Below are 23,958 nucleotides of genomic sequence, written 5' to 3'. Positions count from 1 at the left end.
CTCCCGTATTTTTATAAAATATAGAATAGTGCGAGTAAAAAACTCGCACTATTCTTATCACTATATATAGTATAAATCTTTTGTTGGGAATTTTGCATCACAAGTTAAGTTAATACCTAATTTTCTAAATACATCTTCATCATTTTGAATCACCATATGAGAACTATGCGCCTCGCAGTTTTTCAACTCACTTAGCATATCCATAGCACGTTTCACAGTTTCATTTTTAGATGCACTAATACTTAATGCAATTAACACTTCTTCCATATCTAAAGAAGTTCTGCGATTTTTAAATACTTCGCCTTTTAAAAGTTTAATTGGCTCTAAAACATGAGGTGCAATCAGATGCAAATCATCTTCCAAACCAGCTAAGACTTTAATTGTATTTAATAAACAACTTGCCCCTGCATTCATTAACTCAGAAGCTTTTCCTGTAATAATTCTTCCATCTTGTAATTCAATTGCAACAGATGGCATTTCAGTTGCTTCAAATTTTTCATTTGCTTTCGCAACTACCTTACGATCTTCTACTGAAATATCAATTTGCTTCATAATCAAGTCAACTCGAGTAGCAGTATCAGCATCTACTCTTCCTTGTTTATGATCACACATTGCTTTATAATATCGGCGGATAATTTCTTGTCTCGCCGCTTTTTTCACTACTTCATCATCAAAAATACCGTAACCAGCCATGTTTACACCCATGTCGGTTGGAGAATGATAAATATTTGCGTTACCGGTAATACGCGTTAATATTGTTTTTACAACTGGGAAAACTTCAATATCACGATTATAGTTAACAGTTGTTTCACCATATGCTTCTAGATGAAACGGATCAATCATATTCACATCTTTTAAATCTGCAGTTGCAGCTTCATAAGCTAAGTTTACAGGATGTTTTAATGGAATATTCCAAATTGGGAATGTTTCAAATTTTGCGTATCCCGCTTTTACACCATGTTTATATTCATGATATAGTTGAGAAAGACAAGTAGCCAATTTACCGCTACATGGACCCGGTGCAGTAATTACTACTAAAGGTCTTGATGTTTCAACATAATCATTCGCACCATAACCTTTGTCGCTTACTATTAAATCAACATCAGTAGGATAACCTTTAATAGGATAATGAATATATGTTTTGATTCCACGCATTTCTAATTTTTTTCTAAATATATCTGCTGCAGGTTGATCTTTATATTGCGTTACAACAACTCCGTTCACATATAATCCCATGTTACGCATATTATCAATAATACGTAGAACATCTAAATCATATGTAATTCCAAAATCAGCACGGATTTTATTCTTTTCAATATCAGCAGCATTAATACAGAAAATAATTTCGGCTTGATCTTTAAACTCTTGTAAAAGTTTAATTTTTGCATTTACGTCAAACCCCGGTAGAACTCTAGCCGCATGATAGTCATCAAACAATTTTCCACCAAATTCCAGGTATAATTTGTTGTCAAACATCTCAATACGCTTTCTAATAAATTCTGCTTGCTTTTTAACGTACAACGCGTTATCAAAGCCGATTTGCATAGTTAACACCCTCTAAAAAAATATTAGGGCAAAGAGTGCCTATTCAATAATACCATTTCATTCGTTATTATACAACAAGTTTTTTTCGTTTTCCTAAATTTTCTGAAAGTATATTCACTCTTTTTTCATAATCTTTCACAAATTATTTTAATGTTTTCCAATTGATTGTTATATGATGTTACTGTTTACAACAAGCTATATTATTGATATAATAAGGCTAATAGATGATAATATATGTACAGTTATATAAACAATATCAAATTTAGATGGAGGCCAAAAAAATATGGACTTTAATTCTACAAATGAAATAAACAACAATGAAGCACAACCAAACAATCAACCGCAATGTCAAAAAGCACCTCAAATTTGTCCTCGTTGCCGCAATATTTGCAACGATAGATTCTGTTTGTTTTGTGGTTTTGATTTAGCAGCTTATCAACAACAAAATCAGAATTATTATCAACAAAACCAAGCTAACTATCAATACCAAAACTTTTATAACCCAAATCAAGCATATTATCAGCAGTCACCGTTTCAAGCTGCTGCAAAGACCCAAAATAAAAAAACTCATATTTGGCCATTCGTTTTAGGCGGTTTGGTACTCATTACAGCAATGATATCAGGCATTATTTTCTTTGCCGGCCTTATTTTTAAAAATAGCAATTTGCCTTTAATTGATGAAAACCCCGGTATTTTTAATAATCAAGAAAACGGAACGATACCAAACGGCATTTCTAAACAAGAATTAAAAAATATAATGCAAGGTATGTCTTATGCTCATGTCAGTTCCATTATTGGTGGAGATGGCGTTTTAACGGATCAAGGCGAAACCCCTTTAGAAGAAAATTACTATACCTATCAGTGGATTGGTGAAAACAATCCAAATGCATCTGTTTTCATTACCTTTGTAAATGATAAAGTGAGCGAAATTGTGAATAACGGAGTATAATCTCCTATCATAAATCAAAAGTCAAAGCTTTTTTGTATTAAATGTAAATGGCAAAATTATATTTAAGGAGAATCAATTTGAAAAACAACGTTTTATTTCCTGCGACAATTCTATTGCCAAAAACGAACAATATGACTGCGTGGAGTGTTGTTGCTTGCGATCAATACACTTCCGAGCCTTCATATTGGAATCAAGTTAAACAGTATGTAAAAGATGCTCCATCTACATACCATACAGTTTTCCCTGAAGTTTATTTAAAAACTGCTGATTTTGATGGAATGATTAATGGCATTAACCTTTCTATGCAGCGTTATTTAGATGACGGACTTTTTCAAGAATATGCTAACACCTATTTTTATATTGAACGCACACAAAAAAATGGTAAAATACGAAAAGGCATTATCGGTGCAGTCGATTTAGAATGTTATGATTATGCAAAAGGCTCACAGAGTGCAATTCGTGCAACAGAAGGAACCGTTTTAGAACGAATTCCACCTCGTGTGAAAATTCGTGAAAATGCACCTTTGGAGCTTCCTCACGTTATGCTTTTAATTGATGATGAGAAAAAAGAGATTATTGAATCTCTTGGAAAACACACAGAACAATTTAAAAAAGTATATGATTTTCCTTTGATGCAAAATAGTGGTTCTATTAAAGGATACGAATTACCGCAAACATTTATTGAAAAAATAAATACTGCAATTCATCTTTTAGGCGACCAAAATCATTTTAATCAACGCTACCATGTTTCTGACAAAGATGTTTTACTGTTTGCTGTTGGCGATGGCAACCACTCGCTTGCTACTGCAAGACAATGCTATTTAAACTTAAAAGAGAAGATTGGTGAAGAAAAAGCAAGAAATCATCCAGCACGATATGCTTTAGTTGAAATTGTAAATTTACATGATGAGTCTTTGGAATTTGAAGCAATTCATCGTGTTATATTTGATGTGAATCCAAAAGAAGTCATGGATGCTTTTACAAAACGATACATTTTAAGCGAAACCCCAACCACCAATTCACAACAAATAGAAGTTGTAGTTAATGATACTATTAAAACTGTGTACATTACAAATCCAACATTAAATCTTGCTGTTGGAAGCTTACAAGAATTTATTGATGAATACCTTGCAGCCCATTCTGGTGAAGTAGATTATATTCATGGCGAGGATGTTGTAAAATCTCTTTGTGCTGAAAATAAAAGCAGTATTGGTTTTATTCTACCTAGTATGGATAAAAACGATTTATTTAAAACAGTTATTTTAGATGGCGCACTTCCAAGAAAAACTTTTTCTATGGGTGAAGCTTGCGACAAGAGATTTTATTTAGAAGCTCGCAAAATATCTGAATAATTTATGTTTAAATGTGTTAAACTTACACATAAATAATACCGTACAAAAAGAATAAATTACGATAAAAACTTTATGCGAAACAGTAATCATTTACTGTTTCGCTTTTCATATAATTGAAAAATATAAGTCAACAGGACAAGGAGAATATTATGAAACAACCAATCAATTTACTGACCAAACCAATGATAGATGCAGCAAACGGGAACATAAAGGCAGAACTTGTTTTTAAAAATGCCACTGTTTTAAATGTATTTACCAATGAGTTCATTCAACAAGATATTGCAGTTTGTGGAGATACCATAATTGGTGTCGGAGCGTATTCCGGTGAAAAGGAAATCGACTGTAACGGTAAATACGTTGTTCCGGGTTTCATTGATGCACATTTGCACATTGAATCTTCTATGCTTTGTCCCCAAAAATTTGCCCAGGAAATTTTACCTTGGGGAACTACAACTATGATAGCCGATCCACATGAAATTGCAAATGTCAGCGGAATGAAAGGATTGGAGTACATCCTAGCTGAATCAGAAAAATCACTTTGTAATATTTTTATTATGTTGCCTTCTTGTGTTCCAGCAACCGAATTTGATGAGAGTGGTGCAATATTAGAGGCAAAGGATTTAATATCTTTGCAAAATCATCCGAATGTACTTGGCCTTGGCGAAATGATGAACTATCCTGCTGTTGTTTCATATAACGAAGCGATTTTTGAAAAGCTGAATGCATTTCAATCTCAAATGATTGACGGTCATGCTCCTTTATTAGTTGGCACAGCTTTGCAAGCATATAAACTTGCTGGTATCCAAACCGACCACGAGGTTTCCAATGCACAAGAGGTTTTAGAAAAAGTACGAACTGGATTCAATGTACTCATTCGAGAAGGTTCTGCTGCAAAAAACTTAGAAGTGATAGTTAACAGTATTTTAAAATATGCTTTGCCTACCGATCGATTTGCTTTTTGTACAGATGATAAGCATATTGAAGCCATTCGCAATGAAGGTCATATTAGCTTTAACATCAAAAAAGCAATTCAGTTAGGCTTATCCCCTATTGAAGCATATAAAATAAGCAGCTATTATGCCGCAAAAATATATGGACTTCGCAAGCTAGGCGCAGTTGCAGCAGGTTATCAGGCTGACTTTGTTGTTTTAGATGATATAAATGAAGTATCCATTGATTCTGTATACTGTAAAGGAAAATGTGTGAAAGAGGAGCTGCAAAAAGCTATTTCTTTAACAGACCAATGCCCTGCTTCATTATTGCAATCTGTAAATATACATGAAGTTACAAAAAAAGACCTTATTTTGGAATGGGACGATAAACCATTTCCTGTGATAGAGCTTGTACCTCATCAAATACTAACCAAGAAAAGCATAGAGCAAATTCCGCTTATCGACGGAGTTTTTCATGCAAATGAAACCTATCAAAAAATAGTTGTAATTGATCGTCACCAAAAAACAGGAAGAATGGGAATTGGCGTTGTAAAAGGAATGCATCTTCATGGAGCTGCTGCCTCCACTGTTTCCCATGATTCTCACAATCTGATTTTGATTGGTGATAATGACGAAGATATGTTACTTGCTATCAACGAGCTGAAACGCAGTAATGGTGGATTTACCATTGTAAAGGATGGCGTTGTTTTAGATACGCTCCCACTTCCTATTTGCGGGCTTGTTTCTAACCAAGATGCAGATTTTGTAAATCAAAAGCTGAATAAAATGACTACTCTTTCCAGACAATCAGGTGTACCCGACTGCTTCGATCCATTTTTGACAATGGCATTTTTATCGCTTCCTGTTATTCCTGAAATTCGAATTACAGCAAACGGGATATTCGATTCAGTGAAATATGAGTATATCAAATAAAACAAATTCTTCACAAAAATTAAGGAGCAAAAAAGTGTTTACTAAAATAAAATCATTTGTGGCTAAAAACAAAAAAATCGTTCTATTATGCTTATCTATATCAACATTAATTCTTACAGTGGTTGCGATTACTATATTAGTTAATAGTAATCAAGCCGCAAAAGCGAATAAAAAATTAACTAGTGGCATTTCTAGCATTAACCGTTCAGAAACAAAAAAAGAATCTAACCAAAACAAGAACAATTCAAGCAGTATTGAAAGCTTGCAATCAAATTCAGAAACGATTATAGAGACCAATTCAAGTAACGCTGGGAAATTAAAAGCAAGCTCTATTGCATCAAAAAAACACGTTCATGAATATACATCTAAAACAATTCCACCCACATGCACAGTAAAAGGTTACACCATTCACACTTGTAAGTCATGTGGAGATAGCTATAAAGATGCCTATTCTACTCCACAGCATACATATATCAATTATCTTTGCAAATTTTGCGGACAACCATCCCGCTCCGAGCCAATTCAATCATTAAGAGCATGGATATTAAAAAATGGTACACTTTATGATAATGGCAAAGCGTATTACATTGCATATGGAAACTATAGCATTAGTACACTTACATATGAATATAATAAAGTTAATGACGATATTCAATTTGTTTATGATCCTAATAACGAATCAACAGAATCATTATTAATAAATATGATAGATGATATTTCAAGCTGCGATATTCATTATGAAATATATAAAGATAGGATTTGTGGTTACGTTAATCTAAACCCATCAAAAGTAAATGCATCAACAACTTTAAAATTAGATAATTTTAACAATTATAATGGTATTCAATGTACTGAAGAAGAATTTGCTCAAAAAATGAGTGATAAACTAAATGACCTTATCAATACAATTCAAGATAAACTTCTATATCCGAAAACTGGGTTAAAATTTAAAGATTTTGGATTTACTTCATATTAAGTAATATACCAAATAAAGCTGTTGATTTGGAAATCATTGTGTGATATAGTAATAGGAATACAATTAACAAAAGGAGACAAAATAATGTTTGTTTCAATCGACAAAACACATCCAATATTCCAAACATCTGCATATCTAAAAGACATTGTTCCTTTTAATTTAATGGAAATCATCAAAGAATATCCATTATTTATTGTCAGTAATGAGCGGGATGTTATACTTGGAACAACTTCCCCACAAAATCCAATTTGGGTTTGGACTTCTGATACTGTTTTGAATTTCTCTATACAAGAGCTATGTGATTATATGTATGAACGGTTTTCCTCTTACCAAACGATATGTTATGTAGCAAAACCTAATATTGCTGAAAAAATAAAGCTTCAATTTGAATTAAATCGAGCTGTAAAGGCTTCCATTGTAAATATGGAAAGCTTTGAATGTAAAACTGTGATACCAGCCAAAAATAGCTCTGTTATAATAGAGCATCCAATACTAGATGATGTGCATCAAATAGCAGAGTGCTTATCTGCATTTGATTTAGATTGTTTTGGTGACAACGAACCTGTTGATTGCTATTTAGATAAAGCCAAAGAGTTAGTCAAAAGCAATCTATGCTTTGTAATAAAAAAGGATAAACAAATTGTGGCTATGGCAAAAAGTTCAAGAGAAACAGCAACTCATATTGCAGTCAATGGTGTCTATACCAAGCCTGGGCACAGGGGAAAAGGATATGCTGCTGCAATTGTTGCCCATATCTCTCAAATTATTTTGAATAAAGGCAAAACGCCTGTATTATATACTGATCTTGCCAACCCATCTTCCAATAAAGCTTACAAAAATGTTGGATTTACCGAATGCGGTAAAGTGGATGAGGTTTCTTTAACATGGTAATAAACAACTAGGGTGCCGAAATATTCGGCACCTTTTGCTATATCTATTGTACTTATATTTTAGTATATATGTCACGAGCATACTTGAAAAATGATATATATTTTTCTTCAAATATTGAATTTTTTAAGAAAACAAAGTGAAATTCTCTTGTTACATCAAAATCAATTACATCAATTTGTTTTAAAGTTTCTTCCTCTAATTCTCGTTTTGCAGCTTGATAATACAAAAAGGTAATTCCAAGCTCATATTCAACAAATTGTTTGATGACATTTAGATTTCCAATTTCAGTTACCGTTTGAAAGCCGGTTACTTTTAAGCTTCGCTCTTGTAATACCGTTTCAAGAATATCTCTCGTTCCTGAACCTTTTTCACGAATAATGAGTTTCTCATTTAACAATGCTTCTAACGATACTCTTGCTGATGCAAATGGATGTGAGGGTGAACATACAGCAATAAACCGCTCTTTTGAAAAACACATACTGCTATAATCTTCTTTATTAAATTGACCTTCAATAAAAGCAAAATCAATTTCTCCGTCATTCAACCGTTTTAACAACTCTTGTGTGTTTTCAACATACATTGTCAACTGTGTTTTGGGCTGTTCCATTGCTAATTGCTCCAATACCTGTGGTAAAGCATACTCCCCTATTGTCAGTGTTGCACCGATTGTAAGCTTTTGCATTTCTTGCTCGCATTTCTTTAATTGCTCGATTACTTTGTAACTATCTGCTTGCATAGTAGTTGCTAACTTTTGCAAAAGCTCACCTTGTTTTGTCAAATACAATGTTTTTCCAATGTACTGAAAAAGCTTAACCTGATATTGATTTTCAAGGTATTGAATGTGTTGTGTTACTGCCGGTTGCGTTAAATTTAATAATATGGCTGTTTTGGTATAGCTCATTGTTTTACATAACGCTAAAAAAGTTGATATGCGAAAATCTAACATTATCTTCATTCCTTTTTATGTTATTTTATCTATAAATAATTTTTATAACAATATAATAATTTATAATTTTACTTTATACTAATTTCCTACTATAATCAAGTAAGAAATTAAAAATTGAAGGGAAATTATGATGAACGTTATGAAAAAGTATTCTTTAGGAATATTATTGACTATTGTACTTGCAGCAATTTCAGTTTTCATCAGTAACTACATACCATATCACTTAATTAGTGCTGGAGTATTTGCTATGTTAATTGGAATGGCACTCCATCCTATTATGAAAAAGTACAATTTCTTTAAAGTGGGAATTGAATTTGTTTCAAAAAAAATATTACGTCTCTCCATTATTTTAATGGGTGTAACACTAAGCTTCGCACAAGTTTTTGAAGTGGGTAAAGTATCATTATTTGTTATGTATTTTACTTTGGTAACAGCTTTCGGCGGCGGATATCTATTCGGGAAGCTATTCAAAATGAACTGGAAGTTATCGGGGCTAATTTCAGCCGGTACAGGTATTTGCGGTGGCTCGGCAATTGCTGCTATTGCGCCTGCAATTGATGCTGAAGACAACGATGTAGCATATGCAATTTCTGCTACCTTTATTTTTGATATTGTTATGGTTGTGCTTTTTCCTATCATGGGGCATTTCTTTGGAATGAGCGATTTAGGTTATGGTTTATGGGCTGGAACTGCCGTAAACGATACTTCCTCTGTAGTTGCGGCGGGATATGCGTTTTCAGATATTGCAGGTAACTACGCAATTATCGTTAAAATGACTCGAACATTATCTATCATTCCAATTGTGTTGATTTTCTCATTCGTAAATGCTAGATTAGAACGTAAAAAAGCTACAGCTAACGCAACTTCTGCTGAAGAAGCTAAAAAACTAAATTGGAAAAAGATTTTTCCTTGGTTTATCTTAATGTTTCTAGGTGTTGTTGCAATTCAAAGTACAGGGATTATTCCATCTGATGTCAGCCGAGAAATCGCTCATTTCAGTAAGTTCTTTATGGTCATGTCGCTTGGCGCAATTGGGTTAAAAACGGACTTTAAAAAAGTTGCAAAATCGGGATTTAAACCAATGTTACATGGTTTCATCATTTCAGCTTTGGTTGTTATTGTAGCTTTCTTAGTACAAATGCTTTTAGGACAATTGTAAAATAGTAAAAGGGAGGTCTTATGACCTCCCTTTTACTATTACTTCTTTCCGACTATCAAGCCGTGACTACTCATTCCTAATATACTTTTTTCTCTACAAATAGAATAATGATAGTTTGTATTTTTTAAGGCATTTTATGGCTTAATGAATCGGGGCGAATTGGCTTATCAAAAGAATCAATATATTCATCTAATTCCTGCATCAGCTTTGTATCCTTTGGATTTCTAGCAATATCCAATAGATAGTTATAGAGCTTCGTTTGTCTTTCACCGACTATATCTAATCCATTTGACTCATATTGCTCCCGAAAATACTGGCTCAAGCACTCTAATAGATATCCAAAATTTCGATTATTTTTTGCATACTGTGTTTGTGGGAAAATAGCCGCAGCTGCTTGAAGATGGCTTGTTAACTTAACATATTGAGATAACTTTGCTTGTGTATCAGCCTTGGTATAGTCAAAGTTTAAATCAGATGCAGATGATGACAAAGATGCTGTAAACGCTTGATTCACTTGTTTCACCGTTTCGTTTTTCTCTTTTATTTGCACACGCAACGTAACACCCAAACCAATAATGACTGCTATTAAAAGAACGATAACTGGTTTTAGATATTTTTCTATTTTCATATCATCTACTCCTTGTCAAACTGTTTTCGTCTTTCAGTTGATTGGATAAATAATTGCTTTAAGCCTTTTTCATCGTTATTTTGAAGCTTGTATTTCAAATTTGATAACTCTGCTTGAAAGCTATCAATTTCAGAAATTAAAATATCCTTATTCAAGAAAAACAATTCGCTCCACATGATTTCGTTAATTTTGGCAATACGAGTTAAATCACGAAAGGAATCGCCTGTATATTCTTTTAAATGAGGATTGTCGTTGGCATTCATCAAGCTTACTGCAATTGCATGAGTAAGTTGAGAGAGATAGCCTATCATTTCATCATGTTTTTGAGGCGAAAGGGTTACAATCCGATTAAACTGGATCGTTTCAGCCAATTCACGTGCAAAAGCAATTCCTCGTTCTGTATTTTTCTCAGTTGGTGTAATGATAAAGTTTGCTTGTTTGAATATATTAGAGTCGCTAAACTGCACACCACTCACTTCTTTACCTGCCATTGGATGCGAAGCAATAAATTCAACATCATTACGTAAATTAGATTGAATTACATCAACAACATTGCATTTCACACCGCTTACATCTGTAATAAAAATCCCTGATTTAAAAAACTGTTGGTTTTCTTTCATCCAATGAATCATAGTAGTCGGATATAATGCACAAATAATAACGTCAGCATTACGAATGAAATCAATACTATTCGTTGCACCGCTATCTATAATATGATTTTCTACTGCATAGTCGATAGATTGCTGGTTTACATCAATTGCGGTTACAGCATAGCCCTTTTCTTTTAGCCCTTTGGCATAGCTTCCGCCTATTAACCCAAGTCCTACAATTAGTATTGTTTGATTCTGATTCATAATATTTCTCCGTTATTTTGTTTATATCATTACTCACGCTAAAATTGCGATTGTAAAACATGTCACATGTTGGAACGCATGCAATGCGTTCCCTACAATTTGTTAATTTAATATATCTACCTTAACTCCAACTTTTTGCAAATCTTCAAAGAAGGCTGGATAGGATTTATTGACACATTCAACACCGTCAATCGTTGCAATTTGATTGCTACACGCAATTGCGACCGCTAAACTCATGGCGATTCGGTGATCTTTGTGTGCAAACAGTTGTTGTGTGCAATGGTAGCTTGCATCTCCTGTAATTTGAATGGTGTCTTCTGTTGTTGTGATGGGAACACCAATCTTTTTCAATTCGGTTTCCATTGCCTCTATTCGGTCGGACTCTTTTAAGCGCAATCTTCCTGCATTATAAATTTTAGTTGTCCCCTTTGCATACATTGCAAGGATTGTTAAAATCGGGCCTAAATCAGGGCAATTACTTAAATCAATCTCTGTACCATGTAATTTTCCTTTATGGATAAGATAACCGTTTTCTATTTCGTCAACTTGAATTCCACATTGCTTTAAAATAGATAGAATAACCTTATCTCCCTGCAATGAATTGTGTTTCATTCCAAGGCAACGTATATCATTGTTTATTGCACCTAAAACTGCAAAAAAAGCAAATTGAGAAAAGTCACCTTCCACAGTATAATTACAAGGTTGATAGGTTTGATTTCCTTGTATAAAAATTGTGTTATCATCTAAAAACATCACTTTCACGCCAAAATCTTCAAGCACTTGGAGTGTTAAATCCACGTAGGAACGTGATTCGAACGGTGGCTTAATATGAATTGTAGAATCTCCATTCAATAATGGCAATGCAAACAGTAAGCCTGTTATAAATTGAGAGCTTACATTCCCGTCTAAAGTATATTCACCAGCTTGTAAACTGCCGTTTATTTTGATATGGCTGTCTGTCTGTTCATAAGTAAGTCCTTGCTTTTGAAATATAGTTTCATAAATTGCTTGCGGACGTTTTAACAAACGGTTTTCACCTAAAAATGTTACCTCTTGATTACAAAACGAGAAAATAGGTATGAAAAAGCGCAAGGTTGAGCCTGATTCTTTGCAATTAATAGTTGCATGATTGAGTCTTGAAAAATCAGATGTACCTTCTATTTCAAGATGAGATTTATGCTCGGTGATATTTGCACCAAGCTGACGCATTCCTTCAATAGTAGCTTTCGTATCATCAGAATAGGCAATATTAGAAACAACACTTTTCCCTTTTGCTAAGCAAGCGCAGATAATCGCACGATGCGACATGCTTTTAGATGGGGGTATGGTTACTTCCTTTTTACATACAGATGGATAAATTGTCGCTTTCATTACATTCCTCTTCCAATTACATGTGCTATTTGTCTGCCTTTTTCAATCACAGCTTTGAATTTATCCGGTTTCAAAGATTGTGCACCATCTGACCATGCACTTTCCGGATTATTATGCACTTCGATAATCAATCCGTCAGCGCCAGCTGCGATTGCTGCTAATGACATTGACTCAACCAATTTCCAATCGCCTGTTGCATGAGATGGGTCGATAATAATCGGTAAATGGCTCTTTTGCTTGATGATTGGAATAACGCTTAAATCCAATGTATTTCTTGTGTATTTCTCAAATGTTCGAATACCACGTTCACATAAAATAACGTTTTCATTACCGCCCGCCATGATATATTCTGCTGACATAATCCATTCTTCGATTGTATTCGCAAGTCCACGTTTTAATAATACTGGTTTTTTTGATTTTCCTAGTACTTTTAATAAATCGAAGTTTTGCATATTGCGAGCGCCAACTTGGATTAAGTCAACGTGTTCTTCGAACTCATCCATTTTGTCAATACTCATCAATTCGCTTACAATTGGTAGCCCATATTGTTCTCTTGCTTCACACATCCATTCAATTCCTGTTGTACCCATTCCTTGGAATGCATATGGAGAAGTACGAGGTTTATATGCGCCGCCACGCAACATACAGCCGCCTGCTTGTTTTACGTCTTTTGCAAGTTCAAGCAAGGAAAGTCTATCTTCAACAGAACAAGGACCGCCGATAACTACGATATCTTCTTGACCGCCCACTTTGATTCCTGCTACATCAATAATAGAATCATCTGGATGAAATAAACGGTTTGCCTTTTTATATGGTGCTGCAATGCGAGTAACATTATCTACAAACGGATTCGCTGAAATTGCTTTTTCGTCAAGAACCGTAGTATCTCCGACCACTCCATAAACGTTATAGTTTGTTCCTTCTATAACGGTAACATGTAGCCCCTTTTTCTCAATTGCGCTAATAATTTTTTGTGCTTCTTCTTTTGGTGTATTCTTTTTTAATGTAATAATCATAATTGTATACCTTTCACTTACTCATATCTATATTGAGTTAAGCCTTTCTTACGTTTTTGTCAATATGCCACAACTTTTATGTTCTAGGATAATTGTAAGTCAGTTAAGGTATGCTGAATCGTTACTTAACTACTTACCGTTTCTTTTAAAAGCATAATCGCTTTTTGATATCCTTGAATACCTTCTCCATAAATCGTCTTGATACAATAATTGCTTATGTAAGAGATATGGCGGAACTCCTCACGTTCATATATATTGGATAAATGTACTTCTACTGTAGGAATTCCGACTGCTTTTAATGCATCAAGGATAGCGATACTGGTATGGGTAAATGCAGCAGGGTTGATTACAATACCATCAAATACTTGATATGCCGCTTGAATTGTATCAACGATAACGCCTTCATGGTTACTTTGCATAACCTCGACTTGGATATCTTCCTGCACACAGATACCCTTAATAAATGATTCTAATTCTAAATAGGTTGTTTTGCCATATACATTTGGCTCACGGATGCCTAACATATTTAAGTTTGGACCGTTAATTACCAACAGCTTCATTGTATTCCTCCTTCATCTATACTAATATTGGATTAAAATAATCAATTAACAATTTGAAAACTTTGATTGATGGGTTTTCAAAATCCTAAATGAGATTTTAATTGCATATTAGTATCATTCACAGCCCTTTCAATATCGCCATTATTGAAAACGACAATATCACTACAAGCCATATAAATTGGGTATCGATTTCGATACATTTCTTCTATGGCTTGTTTGCTTTTCGATAACGGACGATTATTCCCTACCAATAATTCGTCAGTTGATCTATCGATTAAGATTATGATTCCGTTTTGCTTTAAATCCTTAATATTATCAGGATTTAAAACAACGCCTCCCCCAGTCGCAACAATCATTCCTGTTTGTTTAGCGGCATTTGCAACAACGTTTCGTTCAATGCTTCGAAAACCAATTTCACCGTAACGTTCAAAAATTTGTGGAATTGCTAGTTTCATTTCTTCTTCGATTAGGCTATCTATGTCAACAAACTCTTTATTTAAGAGCTTGCTTAACTCTCTTCCAATTGTACTTTTGCCACAGCTTGGCATACCGACTAATACAACATTACTTAAGTCGGATTTTAATTCTTGATAAATTCTTTCTATCTCTTGATCGGGAATTTTTTCATCTATAAATAACTCTGCTGCAAATTTTGCTTGCGCTACTAACATTAAGAGTCCGTTTGCAAACGGAATGTTTCGTTGCTGCGCTTGTTGCAGTAATTTTGTTTTCAATGGATTATATATCACATCAACAACTGCTTCTAAATTGGGAAAACAGTTTATATCTATTGGGCAATTTTGATTATTCGGATACATCCCGCTTGGAGATGCATTTACCAACACTTGAACATCTTCTCTTTGCTTTGCTTGGTTATAGGTAATCGTAGTATCCGATTCTGTTCGGCTTACAATAACAATTTCTTTCGCTCCTTGAAATTTTGCTACTGCAGTTACTGTTTTACAAGTTCCACCGCTGCCGAGAATCATGACTACTTTATCTTTCATGGCAATGTGATGAAACTGCATGTTGTATAAGAAGCCATAGAAATCTGTATTATATGCTTTTAGCTTTCCATTTCGATTTACAATAGTGTTTGCGGAACCTATTTGTGCTACTGTGTCATCAATTTCATCACAATAAGGAATAACATCTAATTTATATGGGATTGTCACATTTACGCCATCAAAATCTTTTTTTGTTAGAAATTCGTGCAACTCATCTTTTTCCATCGGCAGAAGATCATAAGAATAAAAACCTAGCTTCTCGTGTATGATTTTTGAAAAGCTATGTCCTAATTTATCTCCTAGTAGACCGTATCTGCTCATAGTATTTTATTCCTTTCGTGTCTTGTATCATCTTAATTTTAAACTATTCTGTCATCCAAAGATAGCCGTAACGTTCACAAAACAGATCAAGTAAGCCAATTGCTACTATGCTATCGACTACGACTCTGGCTCTATGAATAATTGCCGGATCATGACGCCCTTGAATTCGGAATGTTGTATTTTCGTTTGTGTTAATATCCACCGTTTGCTGTGGTTTAAAGATTGATGGCGTTGGTTTTACTGCACACTTTATACGTATTGGCATACCGTTAGAGATACCACCATTTATTCCGCCGTTATTATTGCTTTTGGTTTTTACAGTTTCATTATAGAAGAAACTATCATTTGCTTCACTACCTCGCATATTTTGCATAGCAAAACCTGCTCCAAATTCCACACCCTTAATGCCTGGAATACTAAATAGAAGTTGAGATAATGTGCTTTCTATCGAATTAAAAAATGGTTCACCAATTCCTGCTGGCATGTTCAAAATTGTAGTTTCCAACACACCACCAACAGAATCACCCTCTGTCTGTGCTTTTTCAATTGCTTCAATCATTTTTACTTTTACTTCTTCATTTAGCACTGGGAAATAGCTCTCATTTAATTTTTCAATTTGCTGTTTCAATGTCGCCTCGTCTTCACTTAATGGTTCATTTGCTATGCCACCGCAGGATTGAATTTGCGTTCCGATTAAAATTCCTTTTTGTTTTAAAACCTGAATACAGATTGCTCCAGCCGCTACTAATGGTGCGGTTATTCTACCCGAAAAATGTCCGCCGCCTCGATAGTCTTGAAAGCCTTGATATTTCATTTGTGCTGTATAATCTGCATGGGATGGACGCATGAGTGACTTTGTTGCCTCATAGTCCTTACTATGCTGGCTTTTATTATAAATTAATAAGCAGAGTGGTGTTCCTGTTGTATATCCATTGAAAAAGCCACTTACAATCTTAAATTCGTCTTCTTCTTGTCTTTGTGTGGAAATCTTTCCTTTTGGCTTTCTCATATCAAGTTGTTTTTGAATGAATGTTAAATCCAATTTGATACCGGGAGCCAATCCATTTATAACAACGCCGATAGCTTCTGAATGAGATTCGCCAAACAGGCTAATATTCAGGTTATTTCCAAAACAGCTTTTCATACACTCACTCCTTTATTTTGATAATATTGCTTTTACCTGTAGGGAACGGCTATTAGCCGTTCCGCAGTGCGACTACTAGTCGCACCCTACATTATTTAAACACTATAGTCGCATTAACTATCCTCATTTCGCAAATTTACTCTTCACGCCATTATGTAACAAATCGAATACCGCTTGTTCGGAATTTAAAATATCATAATCTTTGTTCCAACCATATTGAATACCATTTTGCTGATTTGTTAAAACATACTCTGCTAGCTTCTCAATGCCTTCTTCTTTTGCACATTTAACAAATGTACGATTTCTAATATTATGATGTTCGCTAAACATATCTTCTTTACAAGGTGCATCTTTACATTCCCAACAACCGTTAATTCCTTTTTCTTTGCAACAATTATATTGAAAACATCCTGTTTCGCTTAAATAACGTCCACAACTGTTATTAACAGATTTACAGCCATTACAATGGTCTGCTTCATGACAAAAACTGCACACCAACCCACAATAGCCTATATTATCTGCGACTTGCTTTGCGGTTAACTCTTTTGCTATCATTTTCTTCATAATCCTTCTCTCTTATAAATAAGCAAATAAATCGTTCGCATTTATGTCTTCTAAATCAGCTTTACCTAGCTCTTTCACTTTAATAATCGTTATTTTACTGCCATATGCTTTTTTGTCTTTATGAATTAAATCAATTACTTGCTGCTTATCATAAGCCACTGTTTGCTTTAATCCAAGCTTTTGATATACATTGATTACACGTTGTTTTAACGCTTCATCTTCAATCATTGGAAGCATTCCGATTGCAACACATTCTCCATGTAACATAGAATCAATGTTTATGCTTTCGATTGCGTGGCCGATTGTATGGCCGAAATTTAATATTTTACGAAGATTTTCTTCTTTTTCATCTTTTTCAACTACATCTTTTTTTGCAGATAAAGAGTGGAAAATAATTTCGTCTATATGTTCTTTTATATTTTCTCGTTCAAACAACTCAAATAAATCTTTATCATAAATCAGTCCCGATTTAATCGCTTCAACTAAGCCGTTTACATAATGGCGATTTGGTAGTGTATTTAACGTATCACTATCTACAAATACCATTTTCGGCTGATAGAAACAACCGATGATGTTCTTTACATGATCAAGATTGATTGCAACCTTTCCGCCAACACTAGAATCAATTTGAGAAAGGGTTGTAGTTGGGATATTAACAAAATCAATTCCACGCATATAAGTAGATGCAACAAATCCTGATAAATCACCAATAACTCCGCCACCCAAAGCGATTACCAAATCTTTTCTTGTAAAGTTATTGTTTAATAGTACTCTGCAAAGCTGTTCATAAACAGGAAAACTTTTAGCGCCTTCCCCTTGCATTACTACTTGTGAATAGCCTTCTTTGCATTGGCTTAACACAGTTTGCAAATATTCTTTTGGAACTCCATCATCCGTTATCACTAAGACTTTACGGTTTAGGTTTACATAATCAGATATACGGGATAATACCCCACGCTCAATTATAATATCATATTGCGTATCCTTTAATTCAACAGTAAGTTTCATAAGCTTTCCTTTCTATTTATTATAAACTCCAAGCAATTTTATTTCTTTACAATTCGCTTTTAGCTCCTCTAAAAGAGCAATTGCATTTTTATCACTTGCATCGCCGATAATTTCAACATAAAAATAGTATTGCCACGGGATATTTTGAATGGATTTTGATTGAATGCTTTCCATATTAAAATTATACTTTGAAATAATTTGCATTGCGCTCGCAAGCTGACCTGCGTTATGAGATAGCGTAAACATAATATTAAAACGGTTACCGCTTTTATTTTGATTCTTTGATATTACAACGAAACGAGTTGTGTTTTCTGCGCTGGTATTAATATTTTCTACTAATATCTCTAACTCATAAAGTTTCGCAGTTTCTGTAGATGCAACTGCAGCTTTAGTTTTATCGTTCGTTTCACTAACATATTGCGCTGCTAATGCTGTATTTTGGAATGGGATAAGCTCAAAATCATATAAATCAAAATATCGTTTGCATTGACTCAACGCTTGATGATGAGAATAAACTTGCTTAATGTCAGTCAGTTTTGTGCCCTTTACACCAAGCAAATTTTGATTTATTTTTAAATCATATATTTTCGTGATATAACATTTGTGTTGATATAGCAAATCTAGCACTTCGCCGACTTCACCTGTATAAGAGTTTTCAAAAGGTAAGATTCCTTGCGTAATTTCGCCGGATTCAACAGCTTGAAATACTTCTTTAAAAGTCTTATATGACTTTTCTTTTTGATTGGGAAACAACTGTTGTAATGCAATATGAGAAAAAGCCCCTTGTGTACCTTGATAGCCAATGATATCGTTGTTTAAAAGCCTTGTTTGATACTTTTTAGAAACATTCATTAACTCTTGAATGAATTCTTTATAATATTCTTTATAGCTTTCATTTTGAATATATGCTAGGTTTTTATCTATAACAAATTGTTCCCTATTTTGATCTAAAACGGGAAGATTATTTTCTATTTTAAACGCAACTACATCCTCTACCGCTTTCATTCTCTTTTCAAAAAGGATTGCCATGTCTTTATCAATTTGGTTAATTTGCGCTCTTGCTTGTTCTAATGAATTCATCTTCCCACAACTTTCTGATGTAATTTTTTATCTTTTCAGTTAATCTGATATGTTTGCTATATTATAACATAATGGATATTGCTTTTCAATGATGTAAAGCGATAATACAAAAGCGCAAAAATGCAAATTAACTAGCGAAAATAGCTATAGTATACATAAAAAGCAAAGGACGGAAAACCGTCCTTTTATAATTATATTATACAATAAGCTTTTCTTTATTTTCGATAAACCAGTTTAACATGTCGCGATTTATCTTTGTTAGTTCTTTATATTTTTCAAATCCACTAAAATATGCAATACAAATGAACTGAATACTAAAAATCACATAAGGAATAGCCTCTTTTTCTTGTTTAGATAACTTCACAACACTGTCATAACCTGTAACAATACTTTCAAAAATAGCTAACCATTTCTTTTTATCAATTTTTTCATTGGTAAACGTTTCTGAGAGAATTGCAGTTGCAGTATAACAAGGATCAAAAATGCGAATGTTTTTTTCCGTCAGTTCAAAGTCTATAAATCCACTTACTTTACCATCCTGCATTATAATATTACTAGGGTTAATATCCCTATGGATTATCTGTTTTGGTAGATGTGGATATAAAACTGAAAAATTATTCAAGTAGTCATCATAAAAGCTATCTGACAAGTTTGATACTTGTTTTACTTTTGGTATTGCCCAATTTAACATATCATTTAAAATATTAGTCTCATTACATACAATATCATTATCAAACCTAGCTAAAACCAAATCAAGTTGACCAACAATTTCGCCAATGTAACGTGCTATATAATTGTGTTCCTCTCCATAAATATCAATGCTTTTTATTGGTTTTCCACTTAATTTGTTTGCTATGTAATAATAAAGTTCTCCATCTAGAATATATTCTTTGCCATCACATGATTCAACTGGAATTGACGTATCAAAACCTAGTTCGGATAATGCTTTAGAAATTTTGATATGGTTTTCAAGTCCTTTTACATTTGTACCAATTTTGATAATATATTTTTCGCCTACATTCCATACATTATCTGCTCTATTCCCAGTTCCTATATAGTAGAAGTCTGATAATTTTTCGTTTTGCAAATTCCAATGAAAGAGCATTTCTCGAATCTTATTTTGTGTTATCATAATGTGTTCCTCCTGAATGAGTTTGATTTTATAAGGTTGTTTAATTGTATGATGTTTAATGTAGTCCAAAGGTGATTTGCCAAATTCACGCATAAAAGCCTTATAAAAGCCAGCATTAGTATCAAACCCATAAGATAATGCGGTATCAATTACTTTACTGCCTTTTGAAATCTCAAAAGCAGAATACAGAAGTTTTCTTCGAGTTATGTATTGCATAACAGGCATTCCAACGAGATTTTGAAATATCCTGTAATAATGAAACAGTGAATATCCGGCTGCATTAGCAAGTTCCTCGACTTTAATTTCTGCTTTAAGGTTCATTTCAATATAGTCAAGACTTTCTTGAATACTATCAATATATTGCATACAAATACACCTCCTTCAATGCAAATAATAGCTTGCAAGCTTATCTGCTAACTTTATGATAACACAAATTGTTAATTGAATCGTTTCCCTTTTTGCGAATTAAGGTATCATCAATAAAAAGATGATACCCTAAAACATATTTATTTGAAATATAATATTTATGTTTGCTTTTCGTTATTTCATTGTTGCTGGTTTATAAACAGGAATAGGATTCATTTTATGAAGATTATATTGATGACGTTTTTCAATTTTTTCTTTTATCTCTTCATTCTCACATTCACCTGTTTCAATATAACGATTAACTGCAGCATATGTGAAGCCCATATTGTCTTCATCGGTTTTACCTGACAAACCATCTTGTGGAGGCTTTTCTACTAAGTCAATCGGTAAGCCTAATTCTTTTCCTATTGCAATTACCTCCTCAGTTGTAAAGTTGCCAATTGGGTTAAAATCGTGTGCCATATCGCCCCATTTTGTGCAATAGCCAACGTATTTTTCGGAATAGTTTCCCGTTCCGCCAACACGATAATTCATTTCCTGGGCAATTGCATATAAAACGGTCATTCGTAGTCTTGGTGGAATGTTCGTCTTTGTATGCGCTGAAATTGTAATATCTTCACTTTCAACACAATTTAAAATTCCTTGATAAGCTTGCTCAATATTCACAACTTTATGGTCAATTTGCAAAAATTCGCATACACGTTTACTGTCGTTAATATCTTTTTGCACTCCGTTTGGCATCAACACGCCTAAAACTTTCTCTTTGCCTATTGCTTTACATAATAAAGCGGATACAACGGTAGAATCTTTACCACCGGAAATACCGAGAACAACACCTTTTGCGCCGCCGCTTTCGTTTTCAAACCAATCTTTTATCCATTGAATACAAGCCTCAGTTTCTTTTTTTACGTTAAATTCTTTCATGTCAATGCTCCTTTTCACGATTATTTATTTTTATCTGCAGTTTTGCTAATATATCAAGTGCTTTTCCATGTAACTCTTCCTCTTGACTTGCAACGCATTCAGCATCAATACTGATAGCAGAATCGGGCAAGGCAGTACGTGCTAAAACTGCGTTTACCAATACACACATATTTGTTACAATTCCCACAAATTCAACTTCATCATATTGCTGCCTTAATAAAAATTCTAACAAGTCCAAAGAACCACAAGTATGCTTTGAAATACAAATACTTTTTTCATTTTTAAGCTCTTTTACTTTACCGTATAGTTCCCATCCGTTTTGATATTTTTGTGTATCACACATAATCTCTTTGGTTTCATAGCTATCATCATAATGGGTATCTAACGTAAATAAAACATCTTGATTGTCTTTTTGATATTTCCTGATTTTATTATATATTGGCGTTTCTAATGAAACTGCTTTTGCAAAACCCATTGAGCCACAAACTGAGTCATTTTGATAATCTACTACTACCAACAATTTTTTCATTCATTGCTCCTTTGTTTCAATATTTTCTATTGTATATTATTTTAAGCCATTAATCAATTTTTAGTACAACTTTTATATTCAATTTATAATGTAACTTGATAAAAGCAACAGTTAATTTATCAAGTTAAGCAAAATAAAAAAAGATAGCAAGCCCTTTTGCAATGTTGCAAAAGAGGTATTTGCTATCTTTTTTTATTTTATATTACTTTAGTTCCTTTAATACAGCTTTAAGATAATCCCACACTCTTTGAACGGATGATATACTAACTTTTTCGTTTGGAGTATGCACATCAAACATATTCGGGCCCATTGAAATCATATCAGCATCATCCATTGTTTCAGATAACAATCCGCACTCTAAGCCTGCATGAATGGCAGTTACTTCAGGTTCTTTTCCGTACATCTCTTTGTATACTCTTAAACAAGTATCCCGTAATTCAGAGTTCTCTTTATATTCCCATGCAGGATAATCTCCCATAGTAGTAATCGTAGTACCTGTGATTTCTGATAAATGCTTGATTTGATTTTTGATTTCTTCTTTTTTTGTTGAAACAGAGCTTCTGATTGCGCTTACAAATCGTAATTCATTATCTATCATATTCACTACTCCAACATTGGTTGAAGTTTCAACTAATCCTTTAATGTCATCGCTCATACCTTGAACACCGTTTGGAATTAAAACCAATATATCAATTGCTTTCTTCGTTGTTTCCTTAGTAAATACCTTTTGCGGTATATATATAGTTTCTAGGGTTAGCGAAATATCAGTTTCGGTATTTCTGTATTCATACTGAAATGCCTCTTGCAGTTCGTTTATCAAGCTTTCCATTTGTGATTTTGGCGCATTGGTTACGACAACAACATCCGATTCTCTTGCAATTGCATTATCTTTTGAACCACCATTTAAATCAGCAATTCTTAAATCAAATTCATTGTATAATCGGCTTAATGCTCTTCCCATCAGCTTGTTGGCATTGGCTCTTTGTTTATCAATTTCCATTCCCGAATGGCCGCCTTTTAAGCCACATAATTTAATTTCATAAGCATTTTTGTAGTCACAAGAAAGCTCTTGTTGAATTGGTAGATGAATAGTTACTCGTACACCGCCGGCACAACTTACCAAGAAAATTCCTTCTTCTTCAGAGTCAATGTTGATTAAGCGTTTTCCTTTTAATAATCCTTTTGGAATTGCTCTTGCGCCATCCATTCCTACTTCTTCATTGGTAGTAAATAGTGCTTCTATTGGTGGATGTGTAATATCATCTGAAGCCAATATTGCAAGACTATAAGCTGCAGCAATACCATTATCTGCGCCAAGCGTAGTTTCCGTTGCTTTTATGAAATCGCCGTCTATTTGCAGTTTCAGCGGATCTTTTTCAAAATCATGTTCTACTTCTTTATTTTTTTCGCAAACCATATCAATATGGCCTTGTAATACAACAGGCGAAGCATTTTCTAACCCCATAGTTCCCGCTTTTTTAATTAAAACATTCCAAGCCTTATCTTGCGTATATTCTAAGTTATGCTTTTTTGCAAAAGCTACAATATAATCACTAATTGCTTTTTCATTGCCTGAGCCTCTTGGAATTTGGCTGATTTCGTAAAAGTAGGTAAAAACAGATTTCGGTTCTAAATTTTCTATATGCATCATCATTCTCCTTTAATGGTTTCTTATTTCATTTTATGTAGTTTACTGATTGATTATTTCTAATACGAATTTATATCGTAGTATAAGCAAATGCACCGCTGAATATTAGAACATTCAATCTAA

Annotated in this window: 22 protein-coding genes; 6 read left to right on the top strand and 16 right to left on the bottom strand. The window is 33.7% G+C overall.

Annotation, left to right across the window (positions count from 1 at the left end; all coding sequences use genetic code 11):
- Nucleotides 1-60: 60 nt before the first annotated feature.
- Nucleotides 61-1,545 carry a DUF1846 domain-containing protein gene (locus RBG61_RS11125; protein WP_307943456.1) on the bottom strand — a complete coding sequence of 495 codons (1,485 nt, stop codon included), beginning with the start codon at nucleotides 1,543-1,545 and terminating at the stop codon, nucleotides 61-63.
- 283 nt (nucleotides 1,546-1,828) lie between these two features.
- On the opposite strand from RBG61_RS11125, the gene RBG61_RS11120 reads away from it, so the two are divergent.
- The 5 genes from RBG61_RS11120 to RBG61_RS11100 all read left to right on the top strand — a co-directional run bounded on the left by RBG61_RS11120 (nucleotide 1,829) and on the right by RBG61_RS11100 (nucleotide 7,578).
- Nucleotides 1,829-2,494, top strand: coding sequence for a hypothetical protein (locus tag RBG61_RS11120; protein ID WP_307943455.1), 666 nt, complete (start codon nucleotides 1,829-1,831; stop codon nucleotides 2,492-2,494).
- 77 nt (nucleotides 2,495-2,571) lie between these two features.
- On the top strand, nucleotides 2,572-3,846 hold the full coding sequence (locus tag RBG61_RS11115; RefSeq protein WP_307943454.1) for a DUF1015 domain-containing protein: 1,275 nt from the start codon (nucleotides 2,572-2,574) through the stop codon (nucleotides 3,844-3,846).
- 149 nt (nucleotides 3,847-3,995) lie between these two features.
- Complete coding sequence (gene ade, locus RBG61_RS11110; RefSeq protein WP_307943452.1) at nucleotides 3,996-5,711, top strand: adenine deaminase; 1,716 nt, start codon at nucleotides 3,996-3,998, stop codon at nucleotides 5,709-5,711.
- 34 nt (nucleotides 5,712-5,745) lie between these two features.
- Nucleotides 5,746-6,687, top strand: coding sequence for a hypothetical protein (locus tag RBG61_RS11105; RefSeq protein ID WP_307943451.1), 942 nt, complete (start codon nucleotides 5,746-5,748; stop codon nucleotides 6,685-6,687).
- A gap of 84 nt (nucleotides 6,688-6,771) precedes the next feature.
- Nucleotides 6,772-7,578, top strand: a complete 807-nt coding sequence (locus RBG61_RS11100) for a GNAT family N-acetyltransferase (protein WP_307943449.1) — start codon at nucleotides 6,772-6,774, stop codon at nucleotides 7,576-7,578.
- A gap of 52 nt (nucleotides 7,579-7,630) precedes the next feature.
- Here RBG61_RS11100 and RBG61_RS11095 read toward each other — a convergent pair whose 3' ends face one another.
- Nucleotides 7,631-8,524 carry a LysR family transcriptional regulator gene (locus RBG61_RS11095; protein WP_307943447.1) on the bottom strand — a complete coding sequence of 298 codons (894 nt, stop codon included), beginning with the start codon at nucleotides 8,522-8,524 and terminating at the stop codon, nucleotides 7,631-7,633.
- A 127-nt stretch (nucleotides 8,525-8,651) separates the two neighbouring features.
- Here RBG61_RS11095 and RBG61_RS11090 point away from each other — a divergent pair, with 127 nt between their 5' ends.
- Entirely contained in the window at nucleotides 8,652-9,683 is a 1,032-nt protein-coding gene (locus RBG61_RS11090) for a YeiH family protein (RefSeq protein WP_307943445.1), read from the top strand.
- Nucleotides 9,684-9,807: 124 nt separating this feature from the next.
- Here the strand turns inward: RBG61_RS11090 and RBG61_RS11085 are convergent, their stop codons facing one another.
- The 14 genes from RBG61_RS11085 to RBG61_RS11020 all read right to left on the bottom strand — a co-directional run bounded on the left by RBG61_RS11085 (nucleotide 9,808) and on the right by RBG61_RS11020 (nucleotide 23,838).
- Nucleotides 9,808-10,311 (bottom strand): hypothetical protein, encoded by a 504-nt coding sequence (locus RBG61_RS11085; RefSeq protein ID WP_307943443.1) that lies wholly within the window; start codon nucleotides 10,309-10,311, stop codon nucleotides 9,808-9,810.
- A gap of 5 nt (nucleotides 10,312-10,316) precedes the next feature.
- Nucleotides 10,317-11,165 (bottom strand): prephenate dehydrogenase, encoded by an 849-nt coding sequence (locus RBG61_RS11080; protein ID WP_307943441.1) that lies wholly within the window; start codon nucleotides 11,163-11,165, stop codon nucleotides 10,317-10,319.
- A 102-nt stretch (nucleotides 11,166-11,267) separates the two neighbouring features.
- Nucleotides 11,268-12,536 (bottom strand): 3-phosphoshikimate 1-carboxyvinyltransferase, encoded by a 1,269-nt coding sequence (gene aroA / locus RBG61_RS11075; protein ID WP_307943439.1) that lies wholly within the window; start codon nucleotides 12,534-12,536, stop codon nucleotides 11,268-11,270.
- Nucleotides 12,536-13,552: a 3-deoxy-7-phosphoheptulonate synthase gene (gene aroF / locus RBG61_RS11070; RefSeq protein WP_307943437.1), complete on the bottom strand. Its 1,017-nt coding sequence runs from the start codon at nucleotides 13,550-13,552 to the stop codon at nucleotides 12,536-12,538. The genes aroA and aroF overlap by 1 nt, the downstream gene beginning before the upstream one ends.
- A gap of 125 nt (nucleotides 13,553-13,677) precedes the next feature.
- The gene (gene aroQ / locus RBG61_RS11065; protein WP_307943435.1) at nucleotides 13,678-14,112 is read right to left on the bottom strand and encodes a type II 3-dehydroquinate dehydratase; all 435 of its coding nucleotides are present in this window, start codon (nucleotides 14,110-14,112) and stop codon (nucleotides 13,678-13,680) included.
- Between the two features lie 77 nt (nucleotides 14,113-14,189).
- Nucleotides 14,190-15,440 carry a shikimate kinase gene (locus RBG61_RS11060; RefSeq protein WP_307943434.1) on the bottom strand — a complete coding sequence of 417 codons (1,251 nt, stop codon included), beginning with the start codon at nucleotides 15,438-15,440 and terminating at the stop codon, nucleotides 14,190-14,192.
- A 43-nt stretch (nucleotides 15,441-15,483) separates the two neighbouring features.
- Nucleotides 15,484-16,584 (bottom strand): chorismate synthase, encoded by a 1,101-nt coding sequence (gene aroC / locus RBG61_RS11055; RefSeq protein WP_307943433.1) that lies wholly within the window; start codon nucleotides 16,582-16,584, stop codon nucleotides 15,484-15,486.
- A 123-nt stretch (nucleotides 16,585-16,707) separates the two neighbouring features.
- On the bottom strand, nucleotides 16,708-17,148 hold the full coding sequence (locus RBG61_RS11050) for a DUF3795 domain-containing protein (RefSeq protein WP_307943431.1): 441 nt from the start codon (nucleotides 17,146-17,148) through the stop codon (nucleotides 16,708-16,710).
- Between the two features lie 12 nt (nucleotides 17,149-17,160).
- Entirely contained in the window at nucleotides 17,161-18,156 is a 996-nt protein-coding gene (gene aroB / locus RBG61_RS11045; protein WP_307943429.1) for a 3-dehydroquinate synthase, read from the bottom strand.
- A gap of 12 nt (nucleotides 18,157-18,168) precedes the next feature.
- Entirely contained in the window at nucleotides 18,169-19,236 is a 1,068-nt protein-coding gene (locus tag RBG61_RS11040; RefSeq protein ID WP_307943428.1) for a chorismate mutase, read from the bottom strand.
- A gap of 196 nt (nucleotides 19,237-19,432) precedes the next feature.
- On the bottom strand, nucleotides 19,433-20,734 hold the full coding sequence (locus RBG61_RS11035) for a helix-turn-helix domain-containing protein (protein ID WP_307943427.1): 1,302 nt from the start codon (nucleotides 20,732-20,734) through the stop codon (nucleotides 19,433-19,435).
- Between the two features lie 174 nt (nucleotides 20,735-20,908).
- Nucleotides 20,909-21,658, bottom strand: a complete 750-nt coding sequence (nadE, locus tag RBG61_RS11030) for an NAD(+) synthase (RefSeq protein WP_307943426.1) — start codon at nucleotides 21,656-21,658, stop codon at nucleotides 20,909-20,911.
- Between the two features lies 1 nt (nucleotide 21,659).
- Nucleotides 21,660-22,187, bottom strand: a complete 528-nt coding sequence (locus RBG61_RS11025) for a cysteine hydrolase family protein (RefSeq protein ID WP_307943423.1) — start codon at nucleotides 22,185-22,187, stop codon at nucleotides 21,660-21,662.
- A gap of 202 nt (nucleotides 22,188-22,389) precedes the next feature.
- On the bottom strand, nucleotides 22,390-23,838 hold the full coding sequence (locus RBG61_RS11020; protein WP_307943421.1) for an aminoacyl-histidine dipeptidase: 1,449 nt from the start codon (nucleotides 23,836-23,838) through the stop codon (nucleotides 22,390-22,392).
- Nucleotides 23,839-23,958 lie beyond the last annotated feature (120 nt).

The organism is Paludicola sp. MB14-C6 (genome assembly GCF_030908625.1).
Lineage (GTDB): Bacteria > Bacillota > Clostridia > Oscillospirales > Ruminococcaceae > Paludihabitans.
This window is presented reverse-complemented; position numbering and strand designations above follow the sequence as displayed.